The organism is Streptomyces viridiviolaceus (assembly GCF_014650995.1).
In the GTDB taxonomy this organism is placed as follows: Bacteria; Actinomycetota; Actinomycetes; order Streptomycetales; family Streptomycetaceae; genus Streptomyces; species Streptomyces viridiviolaceus.
Genome location: NZ_BMWA01000033.1, coordinates 57,758 through 70,212, shown reverse-complemented (window position 1 = coordinate 70,212; position 12,455 = coordinate 57,758). Strand labels below are relative to the sequence as shown.

The window sequence follows — 12,455 nt, the reverse complement described above, 5'->3', positions numbered from 1 at the left end:
CGTCGTGAGCGGCTATCGAGCCGTCGAGGCGAGCGCTGACGGTGGATTCACCGTCGTGGAGCGAGCGCTCGAACAGCCGGGGCCGGGGCAGGTCCGGATCGCGGTCGAGGCGTGCGGGGTCTGCCACAGCGACGTGGCCGGGATCATGAACATGACCAGCAGTCGGCCGTCCGGTGTACCCGTGGTGCCCGGGCACGAGGTCATCGGCCGGATCGACGCGGTCGGTGACGGCGTTTCCGGTTGGCGTGTCGGGCAGCGGGTCGGTGTGGGCTACCTTGGCGGGCACTGCGGTGTGTGCGCGATGTGCCGTCGCGGGGACTTCGTGTACTGCACCGACCAACCGGTGCTGGGAGACAGTCAGCAGGGTGGGTACGCCGAGTACCTCACGGCCCGGACGTCGGGTCTCGTCGCGGTGCCGGACGACATACCGGCGGCCGAGCTGGCCCCGCTGATGTGTGCTGGCCTGACGGTGCATCATGCGCTGATGACCTCGGCCGCGCGCACGGACGACCTCGTCGCCGTCCAGGGCATCGGCGGCCTGGGACACCTCGGGATCCAGTACGCGCGCGCCTTGGGGTTCCAGGTGGCGGCGATCGCGCGTGGTCGGGGCAAGAAGGAGCTCGCGCTTCGGCTCGGGGCGCATCATTACATCGACTCCGCCGAGGGCGACCCTGGGCAGGCGCTGCAGGAACTGGGTGGTGCCAGGGTCGTTCTCGCCACCGCCAGCAGTGGCGCCTCGATGTCGCCGCTGGTCGGGGGGCTTGCCGTCCGCGGGCAGCTGGTCGTCGTGGGCGTGGCGCAGGACCCGATCGAGGTGGCCACCATGCCGCTCATCTTCGGTGCCCGCTCGATCGTCGGCTCGTTGACCGGCACGCCTGGCGACAACGAGGACAACGTCGGCTTCGCTCACGCCCACGGCATCCGCCCGATGGTCGAGACCGTGCCCTTGGAGCGGGCCGGAGAGGCGTACGCACGGATGATGTCCGGCGACGCGCGCTTCCGGATGGTGCTCGAGGTCGGTCGCTGACACGGCCGAGTGCGGCGGGGTCGGGCGGAAACACCCCGCACAGCATGTGACACCCAACTTTGTGTACGGAGATCAAGACGATGGACATAGCTGAGTAGGACAAATTCCTCATCGACGGCGCGTGGCAGGCACCGGCAACCCCGGACCGCATCGAGGTGACTGCGGCCAACGGCCGGCCGATCGGCAGCGTGCCGGCGGCGTCGACGCGGGACGTCGACGCGGCCGTGGCAGCGGCCAGGCGCGCGTTCGACCACCCGAGCGGTTGGGCACACTGGGCGCCAGAGGACCGGGCGGCGGCGATGCTGCGACTGGCCGATGCTCTTGCGGTGCGTTCGGACCGCACCACTGAGCTCGTCTCGGCCCAGGTGGGTATGCCGATCAACACCGCGAAGTCGTCCGAGGGCTCCGTGCCCGAGAAGCTCCTGCGCGGTTCTACGCGTCGATGATCATGCAGAGGCCGTCGGACGACCTGCGCGGCGAGACGCTCTTCACCCGCAGGCCCCTCGGCGTGGTCACCGCGATCACGCTGTGGAACTTCCCTGAGGTCCTGGCGTTCTTCAAGCTCGCGTCCGCACTCGCGGCAGGCTGCACCGTGGTCATGAAGCCCTCGTGGACGCGGTCTGGACACCGGCGTCCTCGCCGAAGCCGTCATCGGGCCGGCCTTCCCCCCCGGCGTCGTCAACATCGTGCCCGGCGGCCGCGGGATCGGTCCTACCTGGTCACCCAAGGGATGACGGTCCCGCGCGTCCCATACGCCTCCGGATGCGAAGGCTGCCTTGCAGTCTGTCCACAGCGCAGTGATGCCGAACCGGAGAGAATGCCGCCCATGACTGATGGCGTTGCGACGACCGAACTGTGGGCGCTCGTCGAAGAAGCAGAGATCGAGGCACTCGCGGGAGGTCCGGCCGACACGCAACGCTTCACCGTCGGCGGGGCGATCGTGCTGCTGGGCCCGTCGGGGAGCGCGGTCATCACGGTGGCAGGCGACGCGCTGGGGCACAGCGGCGTGTGGAGCGCCGAGGAAGTCCGTCAGGTCGGTCCGGCACCCGCTCCGGTGACCAAGCGACTGCTGGGCGGGCCGGAGGCGTGGGGTGCCGATGAGTCGTCGCTGCCGACCCACCTGGCCGTCCGCCTCGCCGAGGGACTGCTGTATCTGGGCACGGGCCGGCTCAGGCACGCGGAAACCACGCGACCGGCGGGCGGCGGCGAGCCCGTGCTCGAGAGCTGCCTGCTGCGGATCCACACACGACTGAGCAGGCCAGTTCTGGAACGGGTTCGCCCCCCGCGGCCTGCACCGGACCTGCCGGACTTGGGGTGGCTGGAGCACGTCAACGAGGACCGGGCCGTAGCGCTCGAGCAGTTCGTCACCGGCTGGTACCCGGCCGTCGAGCAGCCACAGCACCCGTCATCCGTGCCGGCCGGGTCGCGGTCGCTGCCCGGTAGCCTGCAGCAGCTGTACCTGCCGGCCGAACAACGGCCGGACGTGCTCGGACGCCACAACCACATCTTGCCCTGGCACGAAGTCCTCACCGACCCTCTGGGAGCGCTGCTGGTATTCGGTGTCGAGAACCAGGGAGGCTTCTACTGGGGCCTGCCATGGACCCTGGACGAACCGGAGGACGATCCGGCCGTCTGGTTTTGCGAGTTCGACGAGAAGCCGATAGCCGAACAGGAGCCGCTCAGCGGCTTCCTCCTACAGTTCTCCCTCTTCGAAGCCGCCATGAGCGCCCACTACGTGGGCCTCGCCGACAGCCTCAGCGACCGTCAGGTCCAGCAGCTCACCGCACCTCTGCAGCGGGTCCCTCTGCGACCCTTCTGGCCCCAGGCCCACACCCGCTTCTACGTCGCACCAGGACTCGTCCTGTACGTCGGCGACGCCGTGGACGACGGCAAGTTCGACCTGTGGGCCGGTGCCACACACCGCAGCGCTCTGCAGGCCATCCCGGAATCCGACGTCAAGTGGATCCGCTTCGACGGCTGACAGCCGTCAGGTGTCCGTCGTTCCGGGCGAGGACCGCAGCCGAACGCGCGGCTCTCCTGCCGCCCGCCTCACCACTGCGCCGGCAGCCCTCACCCAGGCGACCCGGTCCGGACGGCCTACGGCCCGCTGAACCACCCGGGGCGGGGACCCGGCACGCAGTAGCTCGATGCGAAAGCCCGTCCTGCACCTGCTCACCGCGACGCAGGCAGTTCCCTCTCCCGCTGCTCTCTCACAGGTCAGCGAAGTGCTTCGGGCTGCGCGACGAAACGATGGAGCGCCTTTGCGCTACCGCGGGGCAGATCAGTGAGCGCTGCCTCAGGCAGCATGGTGATCACGGTGCACAGCCGCGCCCTGAGGTCAGGCAACTGGGACCAGGCGGAGGCCGGGGCGTTGACAGCGGCGAGCAGCAGGTCTCCTTCGTAGAAGGAGACTTCCAGCAGCGGATCCTCAAGCAGTGCGCGTACCGCGAGGGGAAGGACGAACGGCAGTGCTACCTGCTGTGAGATGAGGGTGCGCAGGTCCGCCGGACCGAGTTCACTCGGTGGAACGCGCCGCAGCCCGTGCACCCTGCGAACCAGATGGGCACATCGCCGCCGTCCTCAGCCGTGATGGGCGGCTCGGCGAGGTCGATGCCGCAATGCTGGTGCGCGTCGTGTCCGCCGTGATGTTCCTCGCGATGGCGGCGAGCGTGAACGCCGCGGCGAGCGTCGACGGGATCCTGTGCGACATCCTGGGGCAGGCGGCGGTCCTGCCGCCATGCTGATGTCGGTGACGCTCTGACCGGCGGTGCAGTGGCCGGCCGGGGCGGTTGCCGTAGAGCGCGGAGTGTCGCGATGTCCGGCCGTCGGCGCGGGTGGCCGTGTCCTGAGACGCATCGAAGCCGACGAGGTCTGCCCCATGCCTCCGTCCCGGACCCCGGGCGCCGCGGTCGCCTGCGGGTGCGACCGGCGCGTACACGCCGTGCGGTGCCGAGACCGGAACCCCGGTCAGCCTGGTCAGCTGATTTTCGTCAGGGCCGCGTGCGCAGCGGTCAAGATCTCCTCGGAGAGCGGGGAGCCCTTGGTGGCCCGGGCCAGGACGAGCGCACCGAAGAGAGTGCACAGCCGGACGATGCCGTCCCCGTTCTTGTCCGCGGCCCTGTCTCCGTCCCCGGCGGCGGTTTCGGCGGGGCCGAGGAATGCGGCGAAGTCGGCCACTCCCTCCGCGTAGCGGCGGCGGGCTTCGCTGCCCTCGTCCTGGCGCGCGATGTCGACCGCGAGTGCCGAGACCGGGCAGCCGTCCGCCGCGTTGTCGCGATGCTCGACGGAGAGGTAGGCGTCGATCAGGGCGCGCTGGGCGGCGTCGCGCTGCCCGTCGTACCGCTCCAGTCCGGCCGCGTGGCGCCGGGCCAACTCGGCGAAGGCGTGGGCAGTGGCCTCGTCGACGAGTGCCTCCTTGGAGGCGAACTGCTTGTAGAAGGCGCCGTGGGTCAGGCCGGCCGCCTTCATCAGGTCGGCGACGCTGACCTGCGTGCCCTGTTCCCGGAAGAGCCGGGATGCGGTGTCCACGACCCGCCTGCGGTTCTCCTCCGCCTGCGCCTGCGATACGCGGCCCATGGCCACCTCCTACGTGAACCCGTTTGGATGTCGACTGGCATCTATCGTAGTCCGGTGTTTAGATTGTCTCCGTAATCTAAAAATGATGGGTTCGGGTGGCCGGACGGCGCCCGCCACAACCGGAAGCAGGATCAGACATGGAACTCAAGAACGCGGTCGCGGTCGTCACCGGCGCCAACCGGGGACTCGGACGGCACCTCGCCGCCCAGCTCGTGGAGCGCGGCGCCAAGGTCTACGCGGCGGCCCGCCGCCCCGAGACGGTCGACCTGCCCGGCGTCACCCCGCTGCGCCTGGACGTCACGGACGAGGAGTCGGTCCGGGAGGCCGCCCGTACCGCCTCCGACGCGACGCTGCTGATCAACAACGCGGGCATCTCCACCGGCGCCACCCTGGTCGGCGGCGACCCGGGCGACGTCCGCCGGGAAATGGACACCAACTTCTTCGGCCCGCTCGCCACGACCCGCGCCTTCGCCCCGGTCATCGAGGGCAACGGCGGCGGCGCCGTCCTCAACATCCTGTCCGTTCTGTCCTGGTACCATCCGGCCGGCCTCGGCTCCTACGCCGCCTCCAAGGCCGCCGCCTGGGCGCTGACCGGCGCGAGCCGCGAGGAACTGGCGCCGCGCGGCATCACCGTCTCGGCGCTGCACGTCGGATACATGGACACCGACATGGCCGCCGATGTCCCCGCCGGTCAGAAGGTCTCCGCCTCCGACGTCGCGGCCCAGACCCTGGACGGCATCGAGGCGGGCCTGCCTGAGATCGTCGCCGACGAGATCACCCGGCAGGTCAAGCAGAGCCTGGCCACCACGCCGCAGCCGAACGCCGCCTGAGTCTCCAGAGCCCTCCAGGGGCACGCCCTGTCTCTACTGCAAGGACACGCGATCCTGCTACGCCCCTGCCCGGTCACGTGGCTGTCACCGCGTATCGGGCCGGGACTCATAGTGCAGGCTGTGGAAACGCCCGTCCTCCTCGCGTCCGGTGGGATTGCCTCCCAGCGCCCGTACTGCCTCGATCGCATAACGACGTTCCCGCTCGTCGGTGAAGAGGCGCTGCGGGTAAGTGCGGGAGACATCGACGGTGGTGCTCAGACCGTGCGCGGCCAGTGCCTGGACGATCGGGTGGTACGACACCGTCCGCAGCACGAAGGCGCTGACCCATACCGGCCTTCGGGTGCCGTCCAGCAGTGCCGTGAACGTGCGGGCGGTGATATAGCTGCCGCCGCCTGTCAGCGTGATGAGGCCGACCTCGGCGAGCGCGCCCCTGAGACCGGTGCCCGGTGGGCCCTGTTCCAGGTCTTCGGTGAAGGCCGCGTCCAGCAGACCCACCTCAAGCGCGTACTGCACGGCGGGTGCCGCGACGTCCAGACCGAACACAGTTACAGCGTCCGGTCGGCGTCGCTCGGCATAGAACTCTTTGTCACGTGCCGCGAGTTCTTTCCTCGACATCGTCCGGTAAGCAGGGGAGGTGTACCGCTCGTACATCTCCGCCAGCGTGACGTCGTGGTTGACCAGCGCGGCGTTGACCCCGTAGGAGCAGCACACGTCCAGCATCGCCGGCCTGCCCCGATGGCCGTCGTCGAGCGCGGCCCGGTCGGTCGCAATCTGCCGGAAGAACGGCTGGGCATGATGGGGGATCTCGTACCCCAGCGGGGCCAGTCGCTGGAAGTACGCGCGGGGGTCGGGACGGTCGTAGATGTCGTCGAACCGTGACTTGCCGTCCGACGCGCCCTCGGCACCACCAGTGCGGGTTTCATACATTTCGCGCTTCTCCTCCCTGATGGTCGGCATACATCCATCATGTCCTGTCTTGCGTGCCGGGTTCTCAGTAGCAGGTGAGATCGCCGCGCGGGCGCAATCGGTGCTGCGGATCTACCGTGGTCGCATGGGCACCGACAAGCCTGACCGACGTAGCGGAGGAGGCTGGTATGAAGGAACACTTCGTCTGGGTAACGACGCGCCGCATTCGGCCGGGCACCCTCAATGATTTCGAGAACGCGTGGCGGCCGGCCACCCACCCGGAGGGCATGCACCGTGCCTTCGCGTACTGGTCCCAGGACGAACAGGAGATCACCGGTGTGTCCTTCTGGGACTCCGAAGAGGCGTGCGACTCCTGGCGGGCCTCGGAGTCGGAGACGCAGCGGCGTGCCGCCATGGCTTCGTATGTCGTGGAGGAGCGGGAAGGCTTCTACCGTGGCCGTGAACTCGCCATCCCCGGCGCAGGCCGCGGGTGAGCGGGGATCGCACAAGCCGCTCCAGTCAGGTTCCATTCAACAAGTTCAGTACGGCTCAAGAACCGGCTGAAAGCCTTCGAGCGGGACACCGACGTGGCCTGACAGCCCACGTTGCCCAGGTCGGCCGGGTTCATCGGTCGTCGATGAGCCGCTGAAAGATCTCGGAGAACTCGCCGTTCTCGATCAGCCCGGTGATTACGTCGGCCATGTTGTCGACGCCGGGATCCCGGACGATCAGGCCGTCCGAGACCCAGAAGTACCGGCCTTCGAGAGGTTCGTCGCTCTCCGTCCAGAGTCTCATCGGGCGCTCGACTTCCGCGACGGTGAACATGGTCTCGGACCAGCGAGATCCGTCCTTCAGAGCCACAAAGACATCGACGTTGCAGACCGCCGTGTCCAAGTACTCGCCCTCACTGGGCAGGAACGACGCCTCGGAGACGTCCCCACGAATCCGGTACCAAGGGCCGTCCCAGCCTTGGACCACCGATCCGGCCGCCATGCCCTGTCTCATCGTTCGGGTGTCCCGGGCAGCGTCTCGCTCTCGACCAGAGTCCGCCATGCCCGACCCGCGAGCACAGCTGGGGACGTTCATCCGCATGCAGCTGGGGGAATCAGGGCGTACGCCGACAATCACGGAAACGGTGGGGACGCTCTCACGGGTAGCTGTCCGTGAGGAGACCGAGCACGCGCGCGTACAGGGCGAGGACACGCCGGCGACGCCGACGAACGCGTCCTGGTAGCGGTGGGTCGCGGGGCGTGCCGCGGTGAGAGCCCCGCGGCCTCGGCGGCGCGGACGTCGTCGTACTGCCCGATGTTGGACCGCTCCAGTTCCAGCCGTCCGAAGTCGTCGGGCCACTGGCGCCGGCCTCGGTAGGGGTGGCCGGTGGGACTGGCGAACCGGTCCTTCTCCTCGCGGGGCAGGTCGAGGACGCGGCCGAAGTGGTGGTGCAGGCACAGCCGCGTCCGAAGCATTGCCGCCTCCTCCCGGTACCGCGACCGAGCGGAACCGAGCCGATTTCTCGACCCTGCCCCGGTGACCAGATCCGCGAGCGGCCGACCAAGGCCGGTAGCCGGCCAGGCCCGGGGCCCGACCACGGCGATGCGGGTGTCGGGGGCGAGCGGCAGCAGGCCGTCGGGGTTGTCCAGGAGGACCACCGACTCCTCGGCCAGGCGGCGGGCCAGGGCGCCATTGGCGGGGGAGTCCAGGTCGACCGGGCCGGTCCCGCCGGGCGCCCCGGCGGTCCAGTCCTCGTCCAGCAGGCCCAGTTCACACTTCTGGAGCAGCACGCGGCGGGCCGCGAGGTCGGCCATGAGCGGCGGGCATGGGTCAGGAGCCGCAGGAGTGAGCTGGGCTGGTCGCCCGGCGTGATGCGGCCGGTTGCCAGGCGGAAGTGATCGGACCGCTCGTCGCCGAACCGGCCGCAATCGACCCCACCGCGAGTCGCCCGCCGGGCCACCGGGCGACTCGCGGGGGGAGCGGGGCTCCTCCTCCGAGGAACTGCTGACTTCCTGTGCTGCCGTCTTCTTGCAATAGCGCAAGACGAGGCCCGATCCTGATCGGGATAGCGAACGGACATGACGAATGGCCGTACGGTATATCGAACGCAAGCAGAAGTGAAGGGGGAGAACGTGAGCGTCTCCGAGGGCTCGGTCAGAGACATGCTGGCCGCCAATCTCCGGCGCGTCCGGACCGAGCGGGGGCTGTCGATCTCCGAACTGTCCCGGCGCTCGAAGATCGGCAAGGCGACGCTGTCGCAGTTGGAGTCGGGGGCCGGAAATCCGACGATCGAGACGGTGTTCAGCCTCTCCCGCGTACTGGAGGTGCCCATCTCCGACCTGTTGGACGCCCGGCCCACCAGCGGGCTCACGGTGGTGCGTGCCAAAGAGGCCGAGGTGCTCAGCGGCGAGGGCGTGGACCTGCGCCCCCTGCAGCGGATCGAGTCCGGCGATGCCGTCTTCGAGCTCTTCGACCAGGAAGTACGGGCCGGCTGCCGGCAGGAGTCCCTCGGGCATGTGGGGACCGAGCACACCATCGTGCAGGCCGGCCGGCTGCACGTGCAGGTGGAGGGGCAGGAGGTCGAACTGGGGCCGGGTGACTACGTAGGTTTCGACGCCTCCCTCCCGCACAGCTACACGGCGCCCGACGAGGCCGTCCGCTCGGTGCTGCTGCTGCAGTACCGAGCGGACCAGCGCCTGCACCTGTCGGACGCGGCCCCCGGCACCCCGTCCTCGACGGAGGACTGACGCCGCAGCGGCGGCGACCGGGAAGAGCCCCGCGGCGGCCGAGGGCAATCGATGTCACGTGACCGTTGACACGTCCTGAACACCGTCGTACGTTTCCTGGCGTTCGGTTTAACGAACGAGGAGGGTTCGATGTACGGAACGCGGGTTGCGGTGCTGGGCGCCGGGATCATCGGTGCCGCCTGCGCTCGCGAGCTGGCCCTGGCCGGACTCGAGGTGACGGTCGTCGAGCGCGGCGCGGCCGCATCGGCGACCACGGCCCACGGCGAGGGCAACGTGCTCGTCTCCGACAAGGGACCGGGACCGGAGCTGGAACTCGCCCGGATCTCCCGGGCGTTGTGGCCCGAGGTGCTCGCTCGGGTCGCCGAGCGGTCCGCGCACGCTGCGCAGGCCGTGGAATGGGAGCCCAAGGGCGGCATCGTCGTCGCGACGACCGACGCCGGCGCCCGGGAGCTGACCCGCTTCGCCGCCGACCAGCGCGCGGCGGGGGTACGCGCCGAGGTGATGGACGCCGACGAGCTCGCGAAGGCCGAGCCCCATGTCACCCGGGAGCACACCGCCGCCCTGCTCTACCCCGAGGACGCCCAGGTGCAGCCCGCCGGAGCGGCCGCCGCGCTGCTCGGCGACGCGCTCGCGGCCGGCGCGAGACTGCGGACGGGCTGCGAGGTGCTCGGCGCGGTCACCCGCGGGGGACGGATCACCGCGGTCCGCACCTCGACCGGCCCGGTGGAGGCCGACTGGTTCGTCGACACCGCGGGTCCCTGGGCCGGCGAACTGTCCGCCCGCCTCGGCGCTCCGGTCGACGTACGGCCCCGGCGCGGCGACGTCCTGGTGACGACGCCGCTGCCGCCGACGGTCTTCCACAAGGTCTACGACGCGGACTACGTGGGCGCGGTCGGCAGCAGCGCAGAGGATCTGCAGACGTCCGCGGTCGTGGAGTCCACCCGCGGCGGCAGCGTACTGATCGGCTCCTCACGCCGCCGGGTCGGGTTCGACGACCGGCTGCGCCCCGAGGTGCTGTCGGCCGTCGCCGCGAAGGCGCTGCGGCTGTTCCCGACGCTGGCCGGCGTGCCGGTGACGCGTGCGTACGGCGGGTTCCGGCCGTACGTCCCCGACCATCTGCCGGTCATCGGCGCCGACCCGCGGCTGGAGGGCCTCTGGCACGCGGGCGGTCACGAGGGCGCCGGGATCGGTCTGTCGGTGGGCACCGGACGACTGCTGCGGAATCTGATGCTCGGCGAGCCGGCGGTCATGGACGCCACCCATTTCCGGGTGGACCGTCCGGCCGTGCTCGGCGAGGGCGCACACCTCCCTGTGAGTGAGGAGACGGCATGAGCCCCAGACGTGTCCGCGCCGAGTCCGACGCCGTCGGGCGGCAGGACCGGCCGCTGCGGATCACCGTCGACGGCGAACCCGTCGACGGCATCGCGGGCCAGACCATCGCGGGCGTCCTGCTCGCCGCCGACCGCCTGGCCTGGCGCCGGGGACGCTCCGGCGCTCCCCGCGGGGTGTTCTGCGGGATCGGCGTCTGCTTCGACTGTCTGGTGACCGTGGGCGACGAGCGCGACGTACGGGCCTGCCGCCGACGGGCGCGTGACGGCGACGTGGTGACCACCCAGACCCGTGAGCCGGTGCCGGACCTGTCGAGGGAAGCGGAGCCGGAGGTCTCGCCGGAGGCGGAGCCGGAGTCGGAGACCGTGCCGTCACCGGAAGCTTCCCCCGAGCCGGAAGCTTCCCCCGAGCCGGAAGCCGCGCCCGAACCGGAAGCCACGCCCGAACCGGAAACCGTGCCGGAGCCGTACCGGGAGACCGGCCAAAGCCCGGCACCGGTCGACCGGGAGACGTCCGATCCGTCCGCAACGGAGGAGCGATGACACACCGTCATGTCGTGGTCGTCGGCGCGGGGCCCGCGGGCCTCGCCGCCGCGGAGGCCGCGCTGGGCGCCGGTGCCCGGGTGACGCTGATCGACTCGGCGGACCGGCCCGGCGGCCAGTACCACCGGATGCTGCCCGAGGCGTACGACGCCGCCCGCCCGGAGGTCCTGCAGCACGGCTGGCAGGCCTTCGACCGGCGCCGTCGCCGGGTGCTCGCCCACTCCCGCTGCGCCTGGTGGTCCGAGACATCGGTGTGGGCCCTGGAGCGCCCGGATCCCGGGCACCCCGGACCGCCGCGCGTCCATGTGCTGCGCGGGCCGGCCGACGGCGGCGGCCGGCGCCGTACGACGCTGGATCCCGATGCGCTGGTGCTCGCCGTCGGTGCGCACGACCGCGTACTGCCCTTCCCAGGCTGGGAGTTGCCCGGTGTGTTCACCGCCGGTGCGGCCCAGGCGCTCGCCAAGGGGGAGCGGGTCGTGGTCGGCGACCGCGTGGTGGTCGCGGGTACCGGACCGTTCCTGCTCCCGGTGGCCGCCTCGCTGCTGGAGGCCGGCTCCCAGGTGCTGGAGGTGCTGGAGGCCAACACGCCGCGCACGGTGGCCCGCGGCTGGTCGCGGCGCCCGTGGGAGCTCGCGGCGCAGGTCGGCAAAGGCGGTGAACTCGCCGAGTACACCGCCTTGTTGCTCCGCCACCGGGTGCCCTACCGCCTCGGCCGCACCGTGATCGAGGCGCGCGGTGACGGGCGGGTCGAGGAGGCCGTCACCGCACGGCTGCGCGCGGACTGGTCGGTGGTGCCGGGCAGCGAGCACACGGTCGCGGTCGACGCGGTGTGCGTCACGCACGGCTTCAGCCCGCAACTGGAGCTGCCGGTGGCCGCCGGATGCGCCCTGCGCACCACGCCGGGCGGCGAGTTCGTGGCCGTCGACGACGACCAGGCCACCAGTTGCCCCGGCGTGTACGCGGCCGGCGAGATCACCGGCATCGCGGGCGCCCCGGCCGCACGGGCGGAGGGCGCGCTCGCCGGATGGACCGCCGCGGGCGGCCACCGGGGCACCGCCGCTCTGCGCGCGCTGCGCCGCAGCCGTGACCAGGGCCGCGCGTTCGCCGAACGGCTGGCCCGGGCGCACCCGATCGGTGCGGCCTGGCCCGCGTGGCTGCGCCCCGAGACCGTCGTCTGCCGCTGCGAGGAGGCCGACTACGCCTCGATCCGCCGGGCGGCCGCCGACCGGGCGAGCACCGCGACACGGGTCGCCAAGCTGGAGACCAGGGCCGGTCTCGGCCCCTGCCAGGCCCGTGTCTGCGGCCCCACGGTCGCCGAACTGAACGCCCGCCTGTCGGACGAGCCCGCCGGCCGCCCGGTCGAGGGCCTCCCGGCACCCGTGCCCCACCGGCGTCCGATCGCCCAGCCCATCCGGCTCGGCGAACTGGCCGCCGCCCCCGAACCGCCTTTCGCGGACCCCGCCCCCCAGACCCCCTGACCCTCGACTCCCTCACCCATCGACTCCCC

General features: G+C 71.1%; 15 protein-coding genes and 1 pseudogene. 10 read left to right on the top strand and 6 right to left on the bottom strand.

The window, feature by feature from the left end; genetic code table 11:
* Positions 1 to 4 precede the first annotated feature (4 nt).
* Positions 5 to 1,027, top strand: a complete 1,023-nt coding sequence (locus IE260_RS35095; RefSeq protein WP_189879386.1) for an alcohol dehydrogenase catalytic domain-containing protein — start codon at positions 5 to 7, stop codon at positions 1,025 to 1,027.
* A gap of 155 nt (positions 1,028 to 1,182) precedes the next feature.
* Positions 1,183 to 1,473 carry an aldehyde dehydrogenase family protein gene (locus IE260_RS35090; protein ID WP_189879384.1) on the top strand — a complete coding sequence of 97 codons (291 nt, stop codon included), beginning with the start codon at positions 1,183 to 1,185 and terminating at the stop codon, positions 1,471 to 1,473.
* On the opposite strand, the gene IE260_RS42705 is transcribed toward IE260_RS35090, so the two are convergent.
* The gene (locus IE260_RS42705) at positions 1,460 to 1,627 is read right to left on the bottom strand and encodes a hypothetical protein (protein ID WP_268254971.1); all 168 of its coding nucleotides are present in this window, start codon (positions 1,625 to 1,627) and stop codon (positions 1,460 to 1,462) included. The two genes, IE260_RS35090 and IE260_RS42705, sit on opposite strands and share 14 nt — an antisense overlap.
* Between IE260_RS42705 and IE260_RS35085 the strand changes: the two genes are divergently transcribed.
* Complete coding sequence (locus IE260_RS35085; protein ID WP_373303451.1) at positions 1,548 to 3,008, top strand: aldehyde dehydrogenase family protein; 1,461 nt, start codon at positions 1,548 to 1,550, stop codon at positions 3,006 to 3,008. The two genes, IE260_RS42705 and IE260_RS35085, sit on opposite strands and share 80 nt — an antisense overlap.
* A 236-nt stretch (positions 3,009 to 3,244) precedes the next feature.
* Here the strand turns inward: IE260_RS35085 and IE260_RS35080 are convergent, their stop codons facing one another.
* The gene (locus IE260_RS35080) at positions 3,245 to 3,574 is read right to left on the bottom strand and encodes a contact-dependent growth inhibition system immunity protein (RefSeq protein ID WP_229881618.1); all 330 of its coding nucleotides are present in this window, start codon (positions 3,572 to 3,574) and stop codon (positions 3,245 to 3,247) included.
* A 71-nt stretch (positions 3,575 to 3,645) separates the two neighbouring features.
* On the opposite strand from IE260_RS35080, the gene IE260_RS42700 reads away from it, so the two are divergent.
* The gene (locus tag IE260_RS42700) at positions 3,646 to 3,771 is read left to right on the top strand and encodes a hypothetical protein (RefSeq protein ID WP_268254970.1); all 126 of its coding nucleotides are present in this window, start codon (positions 3,646 to 3,648) and stop codon (positions 3,769 to 3,771) included.
* Positions 3,772 to 4,003: 232 nt separating this feature from the next.
* Here the strand turns inward: IE260_RS42700 and IE260_RS35075 are convergent, their stop codons facing one another.
* On the bottom strand, positions 4,004 to 4,603 hold the full coding sequence (locus IE260_RS35075; protein WP_189879380.1) for a TetR/AcrR family transcriptional regulator: 600 nt from the start codon (positions 4,601 to 4,603) through the stop codon (positions 4,004 to 4,006).
* A gap of 137 nt (positions 4,604 to 4,740) precedes the next feature.
* Between IE260_RS35075 and IE260_RS35070 the strand changes: the two genes are divergently transcribed.
* Complete coding sequence (locus tag IE260_RS35070) at positions 4,741 to 5,433, top strand: SDR family oxidoreductase (protein ID WP_189879378.1); 693 nt, start codon at positions 4,741 to 4,743, stop codon at positions 5,431 to 5,433.
* A gap of 84 nt (positions 5,434 to 5,517) precedes the next feature.
* Here IE260_RS35070 and IE260_RS35065 read toward each other — a convergent pair whose 3' ends face one another.
* The gene (locus tag IE260_RS35065; RefSeq protein WP_229881617.1) at positions 5,518 to 6,390 is read right to left on the bottom strand and encodes a hypothetical protein; all 873 of its coding nucleotides are present in this window, start codon (positions 6,388 to 6,390) and stop codon (positions 5,518 to 5,520) included.
* 137 nt (positions 6,391 to 6,527) lie between these two features.
* Between IE260_RS35065 and IE260_RS35060 the strand changes: the two genes are divergently transcribed.
* Positions 6,528 to 6,833 carry a hypothetical protein gene (locus IE260_RS35060; protein WP_189879375.1) on the top strand — a complete coding sequence of 102 codons (306 nt, stop codon included), beginning with the start codon at positions 6,528 to 6,530 and terminating at the stop codon, positions 6,831 to 6,833.
* Between the two features lie 130 nt (positions 6,834 to 6,963).
* Here IE260_RS35060 and IE260_RS35055 read toward each other — a convergent pair whose 3' ends face one another.
* Both IE260_RS35055 and IE260_RS35050 read right to left on the bottom strand, forming a co-directional pair.
* Positions 6,964 to 7,332 (bottom strand): hypothetical protein, encoded by a 369-nt coding sequence (locus tag IE260_RS35055; RefSeq protein ID WP_189879373.1) that lies wholly within the window; start codon positions 7,330 to 7,332, stop codon positions 6,964 to 6,966.
* A gap of 560 nt (positions 7,333 to 7,892) precedes the next feature.
* Positions 7,893 to 8,138: pseudogene (locus IE260_RS35050) on the bottom strand (glycosyl hydrolase); the annotation flags it as partial.
* A gap of 324 nt (positions 8,139 to 8,462) precedes the next feature.
* Between IE260_RS35050 and IE260_RS35045 the strand changes: the two are divergent.
* From IE260_RS35045 to IE260_RS35030, 4 genes are all read left to right on the top strand, one after another.
* Positions 8,463 to 9,077 carry a helix-turn-helix domain-containing protein gene (locus IE260_RS35045; protein WP_229881616.1) on the top strand — a complete coding sequence of 205 codons (615 nt, stop codon included), beginning with the start codon at positions 8,463 to 8,465 and terminating at the stop codon, positions 9,075 to 9,077.
* Positions 9,078 to 9,206: 129 nt separating this feature from the next.
* The gene (locus tag IE260_RS35040) at positions 9,207 to 10,409 is read left to right on the top strand and encodes an NAD(P)/FAD-dependent oxidoreductase (protein WP_189879369.1); all 1,203 of its coding nucleotides are present in this window, start codon (positions 9,207 to 9,209) and stop codon (positions 10,407 to 10,409) included.
* Positions 10,406 to 10,948, top strand: a complete 543-nt coding sequence (locus tag IE260_RS42870; protein WP_308434723.1) for a (2Fe-2S)-binding protein — start codon at positions 10,406 to 10,408, stop codon at positions 10,946 to 10,948. The genes IE260_RS35040 and IE260_RS42870 overlap by 4 nt, the downstream gene beginning before the upstream one ends.
* Positions 10,945 to 12,426: an FAD-dependent oxidoreductase gene (locus IE260_RS35030; protein WP_189879367.1), complete on the top strand. Its 1,482-nt coding sequence runs from the start codon at positions 10,945 to 10,947 to the stop codon at positions 12,424 to 12,426. The genes IE260_RS42870 and IE260_RS35030 overlap by 4 nt, the downstream gene beginning before the upstream one ends.
* Positions 12,427 to 12,455: the final 29 nt, after the last annotated feature.